Annotated in this window: 11 protein-coding genes; all 11 read left to right on the top strand. The window is 65.3% G+C overall.

Going from position 1 to position 18,834, the window contains the following annotated elements:
* Window positions 1–35 precede the first annotated feature (35 nt).
* On the top strand, window positions 36–1,439 hold the full coding sequence (locus ACNQOP_RS09315; RefSeq protein WP_257368551.1) for a DUF58 domain-containing protein: 1,404 nt from the start codon (window positions 36–38) through the stop codon (window positions 1,437–1,439).
* Window positions 1,436–3,922, top strand: a complete 2,487-nt coding sequence (locus ACNQOP_RS09310; RefSeq protein WP_416404295.1) for a transglutaminase-like domain-containing protein — start codon at window positions 1,436–1,438, stop codon at window positions 3,920–3,922. The genes ACNQOP_RS09315 and ACNQOP_RS09310 overlap by 4 nt, the downstream gene beginning before the upstream one ends.
* Window positions 3,912–5,480, top strand: coding sequence for an RDD family protein (locus tag ACNQOP_RS09305; RefSeq protein ID WP_416404294.1), 1,569 nt, complete (start codon window positions 3,912–3,914; stop codon window positions 5,478–5,480). Before ACNQOP_RS09310 ends, ACNQOP_RS09305 begins: the two co-directional genes overlap by 11 nt.
* Window positions 5,477–6,379: a PP2C family protein-serine/threonine phosphatase gene (locus tag ACNQOP_RS09300; protein WP_257368545.1), complete on the top strand. Its 903-nt coding sequence runs from the start codon at window positions 5,477–5,479 to the stop codon at window positions 6,377–6,379. Before ACNQOP_RS09305 ends, ACNQOP_RS09300 begins: the two co-directional genes overlap by 4 nt.
* Complete coding sequence (locus ACNQOP_RS09295; protein WP_416404292.1) at window positions 6,366–8,069, top strand: FHA domain-containing protein; 1,704 nt, start codon at window positions 6,366–6,368, stop codon at window positions 8,067–8,069. The genes ACNQOP_RS09300 and ACNQOP_RS09295 overlap by 14 nt, the downstream gene beginning before the upstream one ends.
* Window positions 8,066–9,775, top strand: a complete 1,710-nt coding sequence (locus ACNQOP_RS09290; protein WP_416404291.1) for a protein kinase domain-containing protein — start codon at window positions 8,066–8,068, stop codon at window positions 9,773–9,775. Before ACNQOP_RS09295 ends, ACNQOP_RS09290 begins: the two co-directional genes overlap by 4 nt.
* 45 nt (window positions 9,776–9,820) lie before the next feature.
* Entirely contained in the window at window positions 9,821–10,525 is a 705-nt protein-coding gene (locus ACNQOP_RS09285; RefSeq protein ID WP_416404289.1) for a hypothetical protein, read from the top strand.
* Window positions 10,522–14,976 (top strand): FtsK/SpoIIIE domain-containing protein, encoded by a 4,455-nt coding sequence (locus ACNQOP_RS09280; protein WP_416404288.1) that lies wholly within the window; start codon window positions 10,522–10,524, stop codon window positions 14,974–14,976. Before ACNQOP_RS09285 ends, ACNQOP_RS09280 begins: the two co-directional genes overlap by 4 nt.
* Window positions 14,977–15,065: 89 nt before the next feature.
* On the top strand, window positions 15,066–15,671 hold the full coding sequence (locus ACNQOP_RS09275) for a hypothetical protein (RefSeq protein WP_416404286.1): 606 nt from the start codon (window positions 15,066–15,068) through the stop codon (window positions 15,669–15,671).
* A 39-nt stretch (window positions 15,672–15,710) separates the two neighbouring features.
* Complete coding sequence (gene ligA / locus ACNQOP_RS09270) at window positions 15,711–18,008, top strand: NAD-dependent DNA ligase LigA (RefSeq protein ID WP_416404284.1); 2,298 nt, start codon at window positions 15,711–15,713, stop codon at window positions 18,006–18,008.
* Entirely contained in the window at window positions 18,005–18,829 is an 825-nt protein-coding gene (locus ACNQOP_RS09265; protein ID WP_284986192.1) for an inositol monophosphatase family protein, read from the top strand. The genes ligA and ACNQOP_RS09265 overlap by 4 nt, the downstream gene beginning before the upstream one ends.
* Window positions 18,830–18,834: the final 5 nt, after the last annotated feature.

Genomic DNA, 18,834 nt, shown 5'->3' with positions numbered 1-18,834 from the left:
GCACGAACAACTCCGGCACGAACAAAGGTCCCCACATGTCCTCCAGCACACCCCTGAACAGGGCTGCTGATTCGCTCAAGCGCGCTGCCTCGTCGCTTGGCGGCGCCGTCCGCGGCCTCCGCGGTTCGGCCGATCCCTCGGGCAACCGCCTCGACCGGGGTGGCCGAACCAGCAAGGCAAGCAAGCTCCACCCGGCGTCGCTCTGGGCTGAAGCGGCTGGAACGGCCGGTGAGGTCCTGCTCCCGGCCTGGCGCGCAGTCCGGAAAGCCTGGTTGACGTATGCCTGGCCCGTTCTTGCCGTGGTCAGCCTCCTGGGCTGGGTTGTCCTGGCTGCTGCCATCGGGCTGTGGTGGGCCGGTCAGGCCTGGGGTTGGCAGGAAGCGAAGTCGGCCGCGTTGGTGGCCTTCCTCCTGTTTGTCCTGGCCATCGCCTTCATTGTTGGCCGCTCCGCATACGGTGTGGTCCTGGACCTTGCCCGCACCCGTGTAGCTGTTGGAGACGACGCGGTGGGCAGCATCGCCGTATCCAACGTTTCCACCCGGCCCCTCCTGCCTGCGGCGCTTGAATTGCCCGTGGGCGCCAACACCGCGATCTTCCACTTGCCGCGCATGAAACCCGCCCAGGTCCATGAGGACCTCTTCACCATCCCCACAGCCCGCCGGGCAGTGATAGTGGTGGGGCCTGTCCGTTCGGTTCGGGCCGACCCCCTGCACCTCCTGCGTCGCAGGGTGCTGTGGACCGAGCCCGTGGATTTGTTCGTGCACCCGCGGACGGTGTCTTTGGGCAGTTCCGCCGCTGGATTCATCCGCGACCTCGAGGGCATGCCGACCACCGAGCTCTCAAGCGCCGACGTGTCCTTCCATGCCCTGCGCGATTACGTCCCCGGTGATGATCGTCGCCATATCCATTGGAAGACCACCGCGCGCACCAACAAGCTCATGGTCCGCCAGTTCGAGGAGACGCGCCGCGCGCACCTCGCCATTGCGTTGTCGATCAACACCGACGAATACGACTCCGAGGCGGAGTTCGAAATGGCAATTTCGGTTGCGGCGTCCATCGGCCGCCAAGCCATCCGCGAACAGCGTGACCTGGACGTCCTGACCCAAAAGGGGCCGCTTCGCTGTGAAACCGGCCGCAACCTGTTGGACGACACCACCCGGATTGTCGGGGCACCCATGCGAAAGACCGCCGTCGACCTCGCCCGGAATCTTGCAGACGCTGTCCCGAACGCCTCCGTGGTGTTCTTCGTCGTCGGCAGCCACGTCACAGCGACCCAGCTCCGTACCTCGGCAGCCTCCGTTCCGCCGGGCGTGCGAAGCCTGGCCGTGCGGGTTCAACCCGGGGCCGCGGCGTCCAGGGCCAACATCGCGGACCTGACCGTCCTCACCGTTGGCGACCTGGACGATCTCGCCATTGTTCTTCGAAAGGCGGCAGCATGAGCTCCGCGCCCAACGTTCGCGTCCGGCCCCGTGCGGCCAGGTCTGCGGGCCGGACCAGGAATACCGGCGGGGGATCGCCATTCGGTGCCGGCCGCCCCCTGTGGCATTTCGCCGTCGACTTCGCCTCTTTGACAGTGTTGCTGCTGCTCGGCGTTCTTGGCTTCAGCCTCAGCTTCGGGGGAGACCCCCGTTATTTCATCGCAGGCCTGGGAGGTGTGCTCCTGGGACTGGGTATTGCGGTGCTGAACATGCACTTGCGCCTGGGGATGCTCATCACTACCGCCTTGGCCCTTGGCGCCTACCTGCTGCTCGGCCCGGCGCTGGCGGTCCCGGACTCTGCGGCATTCGGCGTCCTGCCAAGCCTGGAGTCGCTGAGGACCTTGCTCCTGGGCGTTGTCTTCGCCTGGAAAGACATGTTGACCGTCGGGGTTCCCGTGGGGACCGCGAACGGCACGCTGATCGTGCCGTTCCTGAGCTCGCTGCTCACGGCCCTGGCCGCGGGACTCCTGACATGGCGGCTGAAAAGCCCTTACTGGCCGCTGCTTCCAGTGCTTGTACTGTTCGTTACCGGTATCGCGTTCAGCACCAACGCCGGGTTCCTCAACGTGGAGCGCGGCGTCTCGCTGACCATCGTGTCAATCGTTTGGGCGACGTTCCGCCGCGACGTCCTGCGCCAGAGCAGCACCAGGACCGTTTCGGCCAACAGGCCCAATTCCGACGCCGGTGCGGCCCGCCGCGGACAGCTCCGCCGCCTGGGGACTGCTGCAGCCGTGATCGCCGTTGCGGTTGGCGTCACCGCGCTCGCATCACCCCTGGTGACCGCCAGCGACGACCGGAAGGTCCTCCGCAACACGATCGTGCCCCCCTTCGACCCCCGGGACTACATCACGCCGCTGGCGAGCTTCCGGAATTTCGTCAAGGACGAGAAGGACCACACCCTCTTTACGGTGAAGGGCCTGCCCAAGGATGCCCGGGTCCGGCTCGCGGCACTGGACGCCTTCAACGGCACGAACTACACCATGGACCCGAACAGCTCCGGAAACTTCAGCAAAGTGGGAGATGCCAAGTCGTTGAACACATTGGCTGACGCCGGCAGCCCGGTCAAGGCCACCAACTACACCCTGGACATCAGCATTGAGGACTATCAGGGATACTTCGTCCCGGGTGGCCGCCACACCACCGGCATGAGTTTCGCTGATGCTTCGGGCGCCGCCTCCGGTCTCTATTTCAACTCAGGAACAGACACCGCCGTGACCACCAACGGCATGGCCAAGGGCGACACCTATACGGTCCAGGTCTCCGATCCGGGCACCTTGGAGCACGGCCAGCTGACGCAGTACGACTTTGCGAAGATGACCCTGCCTGATGCCCAGGACGTCCCGCCGATCGTGGCGTCGCAGGCCAACGAAATTTCTGCCGACGCACCCACGGCCATTGACCGTGTCCGCCAGATCGAGGCCCATTTCCAAAAGAGCGGGGCATTCAGCAACGGGTTGGTAGCCGACGGCCAGCTTCCCAGCCTTCCCGGCCACAGTGCTGCGCGGATCAGGAACATGCTTTCTGCCAAGCAGATGCTGGGCGACGACGAGCAGTATGCCGTTTCCATGTCGCTCATGCTTCGCCACCTGGGGATTCCGTCCCGCGTCGTCATGGGTTTCTACCCGGATCCCAAGAGCCCCGAGAACGGTGCAGGCGATATCAAGATCACGGGCAAGGACGTGCACGCCTGGGTGGAGGTGGCCTTCGACCGGGTAGGGTGGGTGTCCTTCGATCCCACGCCGCCTAAGGACAACGTGCCGATCCCGCCGGACCCGGAGAACAAGTCAAAGCCCAAGCCGCAGGTGCTGCAGCCGCCACCCCCGCCCCAGGAACCTGCGGATCTGCCGCCGGACTCCACTCCTGACGCGTTGGACGCGGACGAGAAGAAGAACAACCCCTGGCTCTTCTGGGGTCCGTTGCTCGCTGCCATCGGGGTTGCGCTGATTCCACTGGGGATCCTGGCCATTCCGCTGTTGCTGATCCTCCTGCTGAAATCACGACGCCGTAAGGCACGCTTCCGTGATGGCCATCCGGCCCAGCGTGTGGGCGGTGGCTGGAACGAAGTACTGAGCCTCGCAACTGACCTGGGTGCTTCCATCGATACCAAGTCCACCCGCCGCGAGTCCGCCACGGTCATCGCGGATGCGTTCCCGTCCACAGGGAGCACCACCACCATGCTCGCCCACCGGGCCGATGCGGCCGTTTTCGGGGCCGGACAGCCCAGCGAGGAAGAGGTGAAGGAGTACTGGAAGATCGTGGATTCGTCCCTGACCGATATCACGGGGAGCGTTGGCTTCTGGAAACGGCAGCAGGCGAGGTTCTCACCGCGGTCGCTGTTGTCGGACGGAAGGGCAGCGCTCCGCCGTCGCGAACAGTCATCAACCACTGCCGGCCGCCGGCGGTTTCGTTTGAAGCGCATGAAGGACTCCACTGATGAACAGTAGCCAGCCAGAACTTTGTCCGGCTTGCCGTCACCCGGTCCGTCCGGGGTCCACATTCTGTACGCAGTGCGGATCTCCCCTGAGCAATCGTGGAGCACGCAAGGAGGGCAACATCAACCACGCCCAAATGGCTGCTCTGGAGTCTTCCGCCCGGCAAGGCCCCACCGATCCCGGTAGTATCTCGGTAGTGTCATCGCCGGTGCACCATGCGCAGGCGGGAACAACAACGACGCCGGACGCAGGACCGGGACCAGGGGGAGGGGCAACAATGACCAGCAAGCTGGAGTTGGTGCCTGCATCCACCGGGAAGCGGCTCGGTGCGGCGGTTCTGGACTGGCTTGGTCCCATCGCCGTCCTGGCCACCACCTTCGCCATTGGCATTGCCGGCATCACCCAGACCCGTAGGAACGGCTTCATTGTCTATGACACCGGGCTGTTGGTCCTCCTGGGCAGCATAGGCCTGGGAGTGACAGTGGTTTACGCGTTTGTGCTCCTGGGATTGGAAGCCAGAACCGGGAACACCATTGGGAACAAGCTGATGGGTATCCGGAGCACGGACTCCGACGGCTACGCACCCGGCGCAGGTGCGGTCTTTGTTAGGGGCATCGTGACCGGGTGTGTCCTGTTCCTCGGCGCACTCGCCTCGGTGATCCTCTCTGCCCTTGGCCTCATTGGTCCGGTCCTGTGGATTGGATTGCCGCTGGTGGTGCTGGGCGCGGTGTGGGCCATCCTGGTTGTCGTCTCCAACGCATGGGACAAGGACGGCAAGCTGCGTGGCTGGCACGACAAGGCCGCGAAGACATTGGCCTTCGATGTTGGTGCAGGGCGCAATCCCGTGACCACCGGCGGCATCCAGGGTCCCTACAGTTTCGCGCCGATGAACCTCCCGCCGGTGCAGCCTGTGACCTCGCCGGTCCCGGGCGGCAGGCCCACCCAACGTGCGCAGGGTGCCCCGACGCAGGTTTCACCGTCGCAGGCCGCGCCCGGCCCAAGCCCGGCGCCGTCCGTGCAGCCATCGCACGACCCCAATCAATGGCGGCCACCCACAGCCCCGCGCCCCGTAACCGTAGCGGGACTGCAACCGACCGTGAACCCGGAAGCCACCGCCGTCGTCCCCCAAGAGGCCCATGCCGCACCGCGGCCTGAACCTGCCAAGCAGCACGGTTTTGCTGCCCACCCGGATGACGACGTCGAACGGACCCAAATGCGGCCCGGGGCCCGCCGGGCCCAGGCGGTACTGAGGATTACGGTCGACGACGGCCAGGATGTTCAGCTCGGCGGCTCGGTCCTCGTTGGACGGAACCCTGCACCCCAGCCCGGGGAAAACGTGGAGCAGCTGTTGCCGGTGTCGGACCCCGGCAGGTCCATCTCCAAAACCCATCTGCACCTCCGGGTTGATGGCGACGGCGTGTGGGTCACCGACCGGAATTCCACCAACGGGAGCGCAGTCACCACGCCTGACGGCATCCAGACCAGGCTCCACCCCGGCGACGCCGTACTGGTGCGTCCCGGTTCGACAGTCCACTTTGGCGACCGTTCCTTCCACCTAGGACAAGCATGAATCCACAGCCGTCCACGCCCGCTGACGCCGGCCAGGCATCAGCACCGTCCACCTTCCGCCTGAGTTACGGGTACGGGACCGATCGTGGTCTCCGGCGCGAGCTGAACGAGGATTCGTTCATCGCGGCCGACCCCGTTTTTGCCGTGGCTGACGGCATGGGCGGCCACGAGGCCGGCGAAATAGCCAGCGGCATGTGCGTGCGGACGTTGGGGAGCTCACCCGAACTCGCGTCGGGCGTCCGCACCGCCTCTGCGGCGGAGCTGCAGGCCTGCCTGCTGAACGCCGACGCAGCCATCCGGGCTGCCACCGGAGCCCGGGCAGGGACAACCCTGTCCGGCGTCGTGGTGGTGGAACAGATGGGCCTGCCCTACTGGCTGGTGATGAACATCGGAGACTCCAGGACCTACCGCCTGAGCCAGGGCGAGTTCGCCCAGGTCAGCGTGGACCACTCCGAAGTGCAGGAACTGGTGGACTCCGGTGACATCACTGCCGAACAGGCGGCAGTCCATCCTCGGCGCCATGTGGTCACGCGCGCCTTGGGTACGGGAGATGAAACCGAGGCCGACTTCTGGTTGCTTCCCATCCAGGAAGGCGACCGGATCATGGTCTGCTCTGACGGCCTCAACGGCGAACTCGGCGATGAGCACATGTTCCGCATCCTCAGCACAGTGGCCCACCCGCAGGACGCGGTGGACGCGCTGATCCAGGCGGCTCTGCGGAGCGGGGGCCGGGACAACGTCACCGTGATTGTGGTTGACGCCAAGAACGTGTTGAACGACGCCGGCATCGCCACTACCGCGCCGAGGCCTGAGGTCGCGTCCGAGGTGGAGGAAGACACCCTTCCCAGGGCTTGGGTGAATGGAACTGACCAGCAGGAAGGCGCCGATGGCAAGCAGTAACCACCGCTCGCCGGCCCGATACCAGCACGGTGAGTGGTTCGGCGTGGTCCGTGGGGGGACAGTTGTTCTCCTGGGCCCTGACACGCCACACGCACTCATCGATACAGTGTGGGAGCTGCTGGCATCTGCGCCCGAGGCCCATGAGGTGCTGCACGAAGTGACGGAGGCCTTCGGGGTCTCGCTCAGCCGCATCCCTCCGTTCGGGATCATCGCCGCCACGGATGCCCTGCGTGTTTTCCTCCGCGGGGAGCTCGAATTGCTGGTGCACTTGGAGGAAGGCCAGGAACGGATTACCGGGCGGGACGTGACTACCTGGACCGAACGTCGGATCGCGGATGCCCGGGGTTACAGTCTCCGCATCGACAGCAGCACCGGGCCATTGGACCAGTCTTCGTTGAGCGGGGCTGCCCTGAACAGCTTTCCCTTGGCCGAAGGCGTGGTGCTGCTGGCATCCCTTGACGTCCAGTTGGGTACCGCGGCAGGCCGCGCTGTGGCCGAGGCTGATGCTGAAGCCGTAGCCATAGCCGTTCCTGAAACCGCAGCGACCGGGACCCCTGTCTCCGAACCGGTGTCCGATGAAACCATGATCGGCTTCCCGGAGCCGGAACCGGAGCCCGATCCGGAACCCGAAGCGGAGCCCGATCCGGAACCCGAACCGGAGCCAGAAGAAGCAGCCGAACGTCCCGTCCACCCCAGCACCACCGATCCCTTGGTCCCGTCGCTGGAGAACACCACCAACTACGACCACCTCTGGGATAAGACGGTGATGCGGAACATCGAGGACGCCGCCGTCCGAATCGACGATGAAGCCGCGCACCCACACGAAGCACCGGCCCCTCCGCCATCCCCGGCAAATCCCCCGGCTACGGAAACCACAGCGGCAGCGAGCGGGCCCACTCCGTCCGAGTCCGCCGTCGGGCAGGTCCAGGCTGTACCGGCCACGGGCCTCATCGATTCGGTTCCGTGGCTCCGAAGCAGCTCCGGCACGTCAACTGCGGTCGGCAACCCGTCCGCTGCGCCGGCCGTTCAGGCCGCGGAGCAAGTGGCCGAACCCGCACCCCAAATGCCAACGGGTTGGTCGCCTGCCTTGCCACCGCCCCCGCCGTCGGAGACGTCCGGAGGAGCGGACCCGGACCACGACGGCGAAACCATCATGAAGAGCAGTCTTCCCGTCGGTAACGACGCAGCCGCCCAGCAGTCCGGTGCAGCTGCAGGAACAGCACCCGTCAATGGGCCGAGTGTCCTGGCGCGTGTCTGCCCAGCTGGACATGCCAATCCGCCAACCTACCCGCAATGCTCCGTGTGCGGTATGGCACTGTCCGGGGACGCGGTCCACGTCCCGCGACCCCGGCTCGGCCGCATGCGGCTTTCCACAGGCGAGCTCATCGACCTTGACCAGTCGCTGATTATTGGCCGGCAGCCGTCGGTTTCCCGTGTCCAGGGTGGCACCATGCCCCGCCTCATACAGGTGGAAAGTCCCGGCGGGGACATTTCGCGCTCGCATGTCGAGGTGCGGCTGGAGGGCTGGCACGTCATGTTGTGTGACTTGAAGGCCACCAATGGCACCGTGCTCATCAGGGAAGGGCAAGCGCCACGCCGGCTCGCCCAGAACGAGATGGCTATCCTGCTGGACGGCGACATCGCCGAACTGGGTGACGATATTTCATTGCGTTTCGAGGAGATTCTTTGAGTTCCAAGAGGCCCCCCGCGCCGCCTCCACCCATCCCGGGTTTCAAATACATCAGCCTGCTGGGTTCCGGTGGCTTCTCGGATGTTTACCTGTACGAGCAGGACAGGCCGCGACGAAAAGTGGCTGTGAAGGTGCTGCTGTCGGACCTGAAGACCGAAGGGGCGCGCCGCCGCTTCGAGTCAGAGGCGAACCTGATGGCGCAGTTGTCGTCACACCCGTACATCGTGACGATCTTCGAGGCCGAGATCACCGAAAACGGTCACTCCTACCTCGCCATGGAATACTGCTCCAGGCCAAGCTTGGACGTCCGCTACCGTCGTCAGCGCTTCAGCGTGGACGAGGTCCTCGCCATCGGGATCCAGGTGGCGTCCGCCGTCGAGACCGCGCACCGCGCAGGCATCGTGCACCGCGACATCAAGCCCGCCAACATCCTGGTCACCGATTACAACAGGCCGGCGCTGACGGACTTCGGCATCTCCGGCACCATCGGTGCCGACACCGAGGACGACGCCGGCATGTCCATTCCGTGGTCGCCGCCGGAGCAGTTCCGCGGTGGCGCTGTTGAAGGTGTCCCGGTGGACATCTGGGCTTTGGGCGCCACCCTCTACACGTTGCTGGCTGGCCGTTCGCCTTTCGTCCTCCCGGGCCAGGACAACTCGCAGCGTGAACTGATTTCGCGGATTACCAACTCGGCCCTTCCGCGCCTGGGCCGTGCCGACGTCCCCGAATCGCTTGAGTTGGTGCTGGCTACGGCCATGGCGAAGTCGCCCGAATCCCGCTACTCCTCGGCGCATGCTTTCGCCCTGGCGCTGCAGCGGATCCAGACCGAACTCAACCTCTCCGTCACGCCCTTCGAAGTGCTCGAAGAACCTGGCCATGGCGACGAGCACCCGGACGACGACTTCGAGGAGACCCGGGTCCGGAGCATCGCCTCCATCGACCCCGACGCTTCCGGAACCGCCACGACCGGGTCCGCCCCGACGTTCCCGGCACGCACATTCCCGTCCACGGTCCCAGGCACAAGCCCGCAGCCAGTGCAGCCCAGGAACCCGCCACAGACGGTGCAGACGCATGCCCAGCTCCAGGCGCCGCCGCAGTTCCGGGTGCCGGACCACACGGCCAACCGTGCCCCGGCCGAGCCGGACACCGCCGAGTCGACTGTCCTCCGTGGCTGGCAGCCTTCCGGCAAAAACGACGACGTCGACGCCACGGTCAGCCGCTCAGGCGCGCCATCGGGTGCCGCACCGGTTGAGCCCCAGCCGGCCGACCACGGCAAGCGGAACCTGTGGTTGGCGGCAACCGGCGCAGCTGTCCTGGTGGTGGCCATTGTGGTGGGCGTTGTCCTGGGGGCTAATGCCCAACCCAAGGCAGCTCCCACTGAGACCAGCAGCAAGCCGCCCGTGGACGCATTGGGTGATGGCGGCGTTCCTGAAGTGACCGGCTTGCACGCTGAGAAGCAGTCCGGTGGCGGGGGACCCGCGCTCATTATTTTCCGGTGGGATCACGTCGAGATGAAGCCCGGGGACACCTTCAAATGGCGGACCAAGTCGGCCAAGTCCGACGGCCCCTACGAGTCGACGCTCGCCACCAACGCGGTGGTGTCGGGTACCACCGCGCCACCGGTATGTATCCAGGTCATCCTGGTCAGGGCTGACGGATCAGCATCACCCGGAGGACCTGACTCCATCGCTTGCCTGGACAAGTAGACGGCTTATGCAACAAAATCACTGCCCACCAAGGAGGCACAGATCATGGGGGATCTAGCAATAGATTTCTGTGGGGAATGGTACGAACCATCCGACGAGGACGTGTTCGACATCGGCCGCGAAGGCGACCTTGAGGTAGATGACAACCCTTACTTGCACCGGCGCTTCCTGCAGATTGCCCGTTACGACGGCATCTGGTGGCTCAGCAACGTGGGCAGCATGCTGTCCGCCACCATCGCCGACGGTTCCGGCGGGATGCAGGCCTGGCTGGCTCCCGGGGCCCGGATTCCGCTGGTCTTCAGCCACACCAACGTGATTTTCACGGCCGGTCCAACCACCTACGAGTTCGCGGTGCATTTGAAAACCCCTTCGTTCCGCCACGAAGCACGCGATGAGGACCAGGCAGGCGACACCACCATTGGGCCCGTGGTTTTCACCGATTCGCAGAAGGCGCTGATTGTCGCGCTGGCCGAGCCCATGCTTCGGCGTGACGGCACCGGTTTCAGCGCAATCCCGTCGTCGGCTGAGGCCGCAAAGCGGCTGGGGTGGGCGCTCACCCGTTTCAACCGCAAGTTGGACAATGTGTGCGACAAACTGGACCGCGTAGGCGTGGTCGGGCTGCGTGGGGGAGCCGGAAAACTCGCCACCAACCGCCGTGCCCGCCTGGTTGAGCACGCCGTGACCTCGCATCTGGTGACAGCGGCTGACCTGCACCTCCTTGAAATCATGACTGGAGCAGACGAAGCATGAAGTTCCGCCTGACCCTGCGGCGCGATCCGGCTGAAGCCAAGGACCTCGCCGTCACAGTTGATGGCCGCGCCACCGTCGCGGACATCGCCACCGAGCTCTGGGTGGCGGACCCCGCGCGTAAGGGAACTGAACCGCCGTCGAACCTGTCCATCAGCGTCGACGAAGCGTTCGTCGGTGGCGGGCTTTCCGGGCACGTCCTCCGGCCAACGGACAACCTGTTGGAGTCGGGACTCCGGCCCGGCTCCAAAGTCTCCCTCGCGCCGGTAAGTGAGCAGTTCGCCTCGAACGGCCACGCCGACGGCAACAACAGGGGACCCGCGGCGGCGACCTTGCGCGTCTTGTCAGGGCCCGACGTCGGCCGCGAATTTTCGCTGCCGTTCGGTACCAGCTACATCGGCCGGGACCGGGACGTGGACATCCGCCTTTCGGATCCGCTCACCTCGAAGCGCCATGCGCGGGTCACCGTGGGCGAAACCGTGGAGATCGTTGACACGAATTCGGCCAACGGCCTGCTCATGGACGGGTTGCCCGTGACGCGGGCAACCCTTGGTTCCTCCGATACGGTGACGCTGGGTGACACCACCGTGGGCGTGGTTGCCCTCTCGCGGAACCACAGTGGTGGACCGTCCTCGCCGCTGGTGGACTTCAACCGCTCGCCGCGTGTGCTCCCCAGGTTCGAATCGCCCAAGCGGGTGCCACCGGCCGGTCCGAAGCGTCCCGAGCACCAGCCGTTCCCGTACATCATGCTGGTGGCACCGCTGCTGATGGGTGGCGTGCTTTTCGCCGTCACCCAGAACCTGCTCTCAGTGCTGTTCATGGCCATGATGCCGCTCTTCATCGTCGGCCACTATGTGGACCACAAGATGCAAAGCAAGCGCCAGGCCAAGGAAGGCCACAAACAGTTCACGGCTGCCATGCTGGCTTTCCGCGAGGACATCGACCGGCAGCAAAACATCGAACGGGCGGTCAGGCTGCAGGAAGCGCCGTCCGTCAGTGACACCGTGGACGCGATCTACAAGCTCGGGCCGCTCCTGTGGACCAAGCGTCCAGAGCACGAGCACTTCCTCGGGGTGCGGTTCGGGCTCGGCTCCGCGCCGTCGCGGATCCAGTTCGAGGAACCGGGTGCAAACGAAACCGAACCCCGGTACATGCGCGAAATCCAGGAGTGCCTGCAGCAGGTCCGTGTCATCGAGGGTGTACCGGTCGTTTCGCAGTTGCGCACCTCGGGTTCCTTCGGGGTGGCCGGTGACCGCAGCGTGGTGGACGACGTCGCCCGCGGCGTGGTGCTTCAACTGGTAGGCCTGCACTCACCGGCGGAAGTGGTCTTGGCGGCGCTGACCTCGGCCCGGTCACGGGAACGCTGGGACTGGCTGCAATGGCTCCCACACGTGGGCTCGGGCCATAGCCCCCTGTCAGGGGACCATCTGGCGGCCGGTCCCGGGGCAGGTGCAGCACTGTTGTCCCGTCTCGAGAACCTCGTGGAAGAACGCGAGTCCATGGCCAAGGAACCGGGTCCGCAGCTGCGGCCCGGGCTTAAGGATGAGCACGAAGAGCTTCCTGGCCCCGTTGTTCCCGCGGTCCTGGTGGTCGTCGAGGACGATGCTCCCGTGGACCGCGGACGCCTCACCCGCCTGGTGGAGAGGGGCCCAGACTACGGCGTCCACATCATGTGGGTGGCCGCGAATGTCCAGTCCTTGCCGGCAGCCTGCCGCGATTTCCTGTCGGTCGACGGCGATCACGGCACAACCACGGGCCAGGTGCGCCTGGGGCGCCACACGTATCCGGTCAGTTGCGAAAGCGTCGATGCGGAGCTGGCGACGCAACTCGCTCGCATGATGTCACCCCTGGTGGATGTCGGAAACCCGCTCGAGGACGACTCCGATCTTCCGCGTGCTGTCTCCTACGCCACGTTGATCGGCAAGGAGCTGATGGACAACCCGCAGGCCGTTGCCGAGCGGTGGCAGGAGAACAACTCCGTCCACGCCACGGCCGTGCCCAACCGCAAAGACAACGGCAGCCTCCGGGCCCTGGTGGGCTCCAAGGGCGTGGAGCCGTTCTACCTGGACCTCAAGAACGAGGGACCGCACGCGCTGGTGGGCGGAACCACCGGTGCGGGCAAGTCCGAGTTCCTGCAGTCCTGGGTCATGGGCATGGCCGCCGCCTACAGTCCGGACCGCGTCAGTTTCCTCTTCGTCGACTACAAGGGCGGTGCAGCGTTCGCGGACTGCCTCCACCTGCCGCACACCGTAGGCCTCGTCACCGACCTTTCGCCGCACCTGGTCCGCCGGGCACTGACATCCCTGCGCGCCGAGCTGCACTACCGCGAACGCCTCCTTAACCGGAAGAAGGCAAAGGACCTGCTGGCACTCCAACGCGAAGCGGATCCCGAAGCGCCGCCGTACCTCATCATCATCGTGGACGAATTCGCCGCACTCGCCACCGAGGTTCCGGAGTTCGTCGATGGCGTTGTGGACGTCGCAGCCCGTGGCCGATCCTTGGGCCTGCACCTGATCCTCGCCACTCAACGGCCCGCCGGGGTCATCAAGGACAACCTGCGCGCCAACACCAATCTCCGGGTTGCGTTGCGCATGGCCGACGAAGTGGACGCGGTGGACATCCTCGGCGTTCCCACTGCAGCGTACTTTGACCCGTCCATTCCAGGCCGCGGTGCCGCGAAGACCGGCCCGGGACGCATCCAGGGTTTCCAGACCGGCTATGCCGGTGGTTGGACCACGGACAAGCCCCAGCGTCCCCGCATCGACATTGTGGAGATGGCCTTCGGATCCGGACCTGCGTGGGAACCGCCTCTGGACCAGCATGGAGAGGAAGAACCTGCCGGTCCCAACGACATTGCCAGGATGACCGGAAACATCATCCGGGCAGCTGACGTCCTGTCGATTGAGCCGCCCAGGAAGCCGTGGCTCAACGAACTGGCCACCACCTACGATTTCTCCAAGCTCCCGAACCCGCGAAGCGATGAGCGCCTTCTGCTCGGAGTGGCCGACGACCCCGCCCACCAGGACCAGCCGACCGTTTTCTACGAGCCGGACAAGGACGGCAACATGGCCGTCTACGGCACGGGTGGATCCGGCAAATCGGCAGCTTTGCGCAGCATCGCCATCGCCGCGGCCGTCACACCCCGTGGCGGGCCCGTGCACGTTTATGGCATCGACTGTGGTTCCAACGGCTTGAAGATGCTCGAGGGTCTTCCGCACGTCGGCGAAATCATCAACGGCGACGACGTCGAAAGAGTCGGCAGGCTGCTCCGCTGGCTCAAGGACGTCGCTGATGACCGGGCAGCACGGTTTGCGGAGGTCCGGGCCTCAACGATCGTCGAATACCGGGAACTGGCCAACAAACCGGACGAAAAGCGCATCTTCATCCTCGTGGACGGTATGTCGGCGTTCCGGGAAGGGTACGAGTACAGCAAGCTGTCCGCGCTCTGGGACATCTTCCTGACCCTGGCCACGGACGGTCGTCCCTTGGGCATCCACCTGGTAGTGAGCGGTGACCGCACCAACTCCGTCCCGGCGTCGCTCCTTGCATCCATCCAGAAACGGTTGGTTCTTCGCCTCAGCTCCGAGGACGACTACATGACCCTTGACGTTCCCAAGGACGTCCTCAATGCAGCTTCGCCTCCCGGGCGTGGACTGCTGGACGGACTCGAGGTCCAGCTCGCCGTGCTGGGCGGCAACTCGAACCTTGCCCTTCAGGCGAGGGAAGTGGCCAAGCTCAGCCAGGCAATGATCCGCCAGGGCCTCGAACAGGCACCCCAGATCCAGCGGCTCCCCGAACTGGTGGACCTGGACATCCTGCCCGGCGGCGCGCCGGACAACCCGGTCATCGGCGTCGACGACGAAACCCTCGGCCCGGCTGCCATTGCGGCCAAGGGTTCGCTCCTGCTCGCAGGCCCCCCGGGCGCCGGGCGAACGGTGGCACTGGTCACCCTGGCGTACGCGCTGCGCCGGTCCAATCCCCGGACCGACCTCATCTACATCGGGTCGCGGCGCTCGGCGGTCGCGGACCTGAACATTTGGAGCAGGTCCCTGGTGGGACCGGACGAGGTCTCGGATGTGGTTGATGACCTGATCGACAAGGCATCGGATAATCCGGGCACCATGGCCATATTCATCGAGGGACTGACAGAGTTCACCGATACGTTGGCCGAGTCCGGCGTCGGGCGGTTGGTCACGGCAGCGATCAAGGCCGACCAATGGGTGGTGGGTGAGTCCGAAACGTCGACCTGGTCGCAGGCCTGGTCCCTCGCCCAGCCTTTCAAATCCGGGCGTCGCGGGCTGTTGCTGAATCCAGGAGACGTCGAGGGTGATTCCTTGCTCAACACCTCGCTTGGGCGGGTCAGCACGGACTTCATTCCAGGACGCGGGTACATCGTGGGGCGCGGAAAAGTACGCAAGCTTCAGATCGCCATGCCGCCCGAGAACCGCAGCTAGGATTTGCCGCCACGCGGGAGAATGTAGGAGGATTTCTCGAAACACCCCCAATTTCGGGGCGCCCCAACGCCCCAGCTGAGGTTACTTTCATGCGACACTCTGTTGTCCCTGCCGTTTTCCTGGCCGCTGGCTTGCTGCTTGCGCCCGCCGCCGCTGCCCAAGCCGTCCCCTGCGGAGGAAAGCTTGCCTGCGCCCCCACCGAGGGAGCAGTGAACCCTTCACCGACCCAGCCGGGGCTGGCGCCGGAACTCGACCAGAAGCCCGCACCGAAGCCGGAGCCCACCCGTGTACGGGAAACCCAGCCCGCACCGGCACCGGTTGCGCCGGCCCCTCCCGTGCAGGTTCCACAACAGCCGGCCGTAACGCAGTTCGTCACCGTGGCACCCCAGGTGGCCAATCCGGCACAAAGCACCCCGGAGCCAACCCAGGCCCCGGATACCACGGCGGCGTCGGCAACGCCGTCGGCGACTCCTTCAGCGACACCCAGCACTGCAAGCCCGAGTCCCACCAAGTCCTCCAACTGGAACACGCCCGTGGACAAGGGCCACCCAACGCAGGCCGCGGTGCTGGCATCGAACTCATTCACGGGGCCCAACCTGATGGGCTTGTTCGGCATCCTGGGTGGCGTGCTGCTGGTGGGGTTGGGTGGATTGGGGTTCGCCCTCTGGAGCAAGAACCGGCTCTCCTCCCACTAACAGCGCTTTATTGTCGGTGGCTTGCGGCAAGATAGATCTGTGAGCACACCAGAAATTGCGAATCCGGTAGAAACCACAGGTGAAGGTGCGGCGGCCGCCGTCGTCGAAGCGGAAGGGACCCCGCCTTCAGGGTCGTTGCGGGACGAGTATGAGCAATTAGCCGACCTCGTCCGCAAGTACCGGTATGCCTACTACCAGGAAGACTCGCCTACGGTCTCGGACGCCGAGTTTGATGAACTCTACCGTCGCCTGGAGGAGCTGGAAGCGCTTCATCCGGAGCTCGTCTCCAACGATTCCCCGACGCAGGAAGTCGGCGGGGAAGTCTCATCGGCGTTCGCCGCAGTGGCGCACCTGCAGCGGATGTACAGCCTTGACGACGTCTTTTCGCTGGACGAACTCGAAGCCTGGGTCCGCAAGGCCGAAGCATCCGTCGCGAAGCTGGGTGACAGGGTGCCGCCTATTCACTGGCTGACCGAACTGAAAATCGATGGCCTCGCCGTGAACCTCCTCTACCGTGACGGCAAACTGGTGCGCGCGGCCACACGCGGGGATGGCACCACCGGGGAAGACATCACCCACAATGTCCTCACCATCAAGGAAATCCCGCGGGAACTCAGCGGCTCCGGTTATCCCACCGAAGTCGAAATCAGGGGCGAGGTCTTCATCCCGTCCAAGGCGTTCACTGAGTTCAACCAGAGCCTGGTGGCTGCAGGAAAAGCGCCCCTCGCCAACCCCCGCAACGCGGCAGCGGGCTCCCTGCGTCAGAAGGATCCGGCCGAAACGGCGAAGCGTCCACTGAGCATGTTCGTCCACGGCATCGGCGCCCGTGAGGGACTGGAGGCCACCAGCCAATCGGAAACGTACCAATTGCTCGCCGAATGGGGGCTGCCGGTCAGTCCCTACTCGAAAGTGCTGGACACCTACGAAGGCGTCCTCGAATTCATCGCGCACTACGGCGAGCACCGCCATGACCTCCTCCACGAGATCGACGGCATCGTGGTCAAGATCGATGATTTCGCCACGCAACGCGCCCTGGGCTACACCTCCAGGGTGCCCAGGTGGGCAGCGGCCTACAAATACCCGCCGGAAGAAGTGCACACCAAGCTCCTGGACATCATGGTCAACGTCGGCCGGACAGGGCGGGTCACCCCGTTCGGCCTGATGGAGCCGGTAAAGGTTGCCGGTTCCACCGTGGGCATGGCTACGCTGCACAACCAGGATGTGGTGAAGGCCAAGGGCGTCATGATCGGGGACATCGTGATCCTGCGGAAAGCCGGCGATGTCATCCCTGAAATTGTCGGGCCGGTCCTGGCCTTGCGGGACAAACAGGACCCACCGGTCCGCGAGTTCGTGATGCCCACCGAATGTCCCTCCTGCGGCACGCCTTTGGCCCCGTCCAAGGAAGGGGACGTGGATATCCGCTGCCCCAACGCCAAGTCCTGCCCGTCCCAGTTGCGGGAGCGCGTGTTCCACGTCGCCAGCAGGGGCGCGTTCGATATTGAAGCGCTGGGCTGGGAAGCGGCCGTTGCACTGACACAGCCTGCGGAGCCGGAAACCCCACCCCTTACCAGCGAGGCCGGACTGTTCAGCCTGACGCGGGAGGACCTTGCCAATGTCCTGATCCGCCGGGAAAAGCGCTCCAAGGGCGTGGGCACGGGGGAGTTCGAACTCGTCCCGTACTTCTACACCAAGGGAACCGCCAAAACCCCGTCCAAGCCGACGGCGACCACTGAGAAACTCTTTGCGGAACTGGAGAAAGCCAAGAAGCAGCCCTTGTGGCGGGTGCTGGTGGCGCTCTCCATCCGGCACGTCGGCCCCACGGCTTCCCGTGCACTGGCTACGGCGTTCGGCAGCATGGACGCCATCCGGAACGCCACCGAAGAGCAAATGGCGCACGTGGACGGCGTTGGTCCCACCATTGCCGTGGCCCTTAAGGAATGGTTTGCCGTGGACTGGCACAACGAGATCGTGGACAGCTGGGCTGCTGCGGGGGTTCGGATGGAGGACGAGCGCGACTCCTCAATGCCCCGGACACTTGAAGGCCTGACCGTGGTGGTCACGGGAACGCTTCCGAACTTCAGCCGGGACGAAGCCAAGGAAGCCATCATCATCCGCGGCGGCAAGGCCTCGGGGTCAGTCTCCAAGAACACCAGCTACCTCGTGGCCGGCGAAAGCGCAGGGACCAAGCTGGACAAGGCTGAACAGCTGGGCATTCCCGTGCTGGACGAGGACGGCTTCCGTGAGCTGTTGGCCAACGGACCTGCGGCCAAGGACTCCGCCGAGGGCAAAGAGGCGGCCGCGGTTGCTGACCCCGTAGCGGAGGCAGCATCCGAATGACCGATCCCTTGGAGTTGCTTGCAGTTGCCAAGCGTGCCGCCGCTGCCGGCGCAGCTGTCCTTGCCCGCCGGTCCGTCAGCGGAACCGCCGGGGAGGGCCTGGAAACCACCAATAAAGGGGAAGCGGGCGACTGGGTCACCGCCTTCGATGTCGCGGCGGAGAACGCAGTCCGCGACGCAATCCTGGCCGAACGCCCGCATGATGCGCTCACCGGGGAAGAACACGGAACCACCCGGCCCGAAGACCATTCAGGGTATCGCTGGTCCATTGATCCGCTGGACGGGACCACCAACTTCATCCGCAACATCGTCTACTACGCAACGTCCGTTGCCGTGGCGGACTCCGACGGCGTGTGGCTGGCTGGGGTGGTGCACGCGCCGGCGCTGGGCCGCGTCTACTCGGCCGCCCGTGGACACGGCGCCTGGGTTGAAGCTGCCGGGCAGTCAACACGCCTCGAAGGGCCGGTTCCTGGGCGGAAGGGGTTGATCCTGGCAACGGGCTTCAGCTACGACCCCGCCACCCGCGCAAGCCAGCTGCAGGGTCTGGGTGAGGTGATGGACGGCTTCGCCGACGTCCGGCGCCTGGGCTCGGCGGCGTTGGATCTTTGCATGGTGGCCGATGGCACCTTTGACGCCTATGGGGAACGTGGACTGAACGAGCACGATTTTTCCGCGGGAGCGCTGATCGCGGAAGAGGCCGGCTGCTGGGTTCGCCGGCCACGGCTTCGGAGCCCGCTCGACGGCGGGCCGAGCACCGAAGACCGCTTGGCGGCGTGGATGTGCGCCGGGGCGTTGGAACTGTCCGGCAAATTCCCCTTGTGACCACC

It is taken from the genome of Arthrobacter sp. LFS091 (genome assembly GCF_047977885.1).
Lineage (GTDB): Bacteria > Actinomycetota > Actinomycetes > Actinomycetales > Micrococcaceae > Arthrobacter.
The sequence above is the reverse complement of the archived record's forward strand: the minus strand, read 5'-3'. Positions and strand labels throughout refer to the sequence as shown.

Bases quoted from the DNA above. Each gene is read 5' to 3' on its own strand.
- ACNQOP_RS09280 (WP_416404288.1), top strand. From the start codon at position 10,522: ATGAAGTTCCGCCTGACCCTGCGGCGCGATCCGGCTGAAGCCAAGGAC.
- ACNQOP_RS09285 (WP_416404289.1), top strand. From the start codon at position 9,821: ATGGGGGATCTAGCAATAGATTTCTGTGGGGAATGGTACGAACCATCC.
- ACNQOP_RS09265 (WP_284986192.1), top strand. From the start codon at position 18,005: ATGACCGATCCCTTGGAGTTGCTTGCAGTTGCCAAGCGTGCCGCCGCT.
- ACNQOP_RS09295 (WP_416404292.1), top strand. From the start codon at position 6,366: ATGGCAAGCAGTAACCACCGCTCGCCGGCCCGATACCAGCACGGTGAG.
- ACNQOP_RS09305 (WP_416404294.1), top strand. From the start codon at position 3,912: ATGAACAGTAGCCAGCCAGAACTTTGTCCGGCTTGCCGTCACCCGGTC.
- ACNQOP_RS09315 (WP_257368551.1), top strand. From the start codon at position 36: ATGTCCTCCAGCACACCCCTGAACAGGGCTGCTGATTCGCTCAAGCGC.
- ACNQOP_RS09275 (WP_416404286.1), top strand. From the start codon at position 15,066: ATGCGACACTCTGTTGTCCCTGCCGTTTTCCTGGCCGCTGGCTTGCTG.
- ACNQOP_RS09300 (WP_257368545.1), top strand. From the start codon at position 5,477: ATGAATCCACAGCCGTCCACGCCCGCTGACGCCGGCCAGGCATCAGCA.
- ACNQOP_RS09310 (WP_416404295.1), top strand. From the start codon at position 1,436: ATGAGCTCCGCGCCCAACGTTCGCGTCCGGCCCCGTGCGGCCAGGTCT.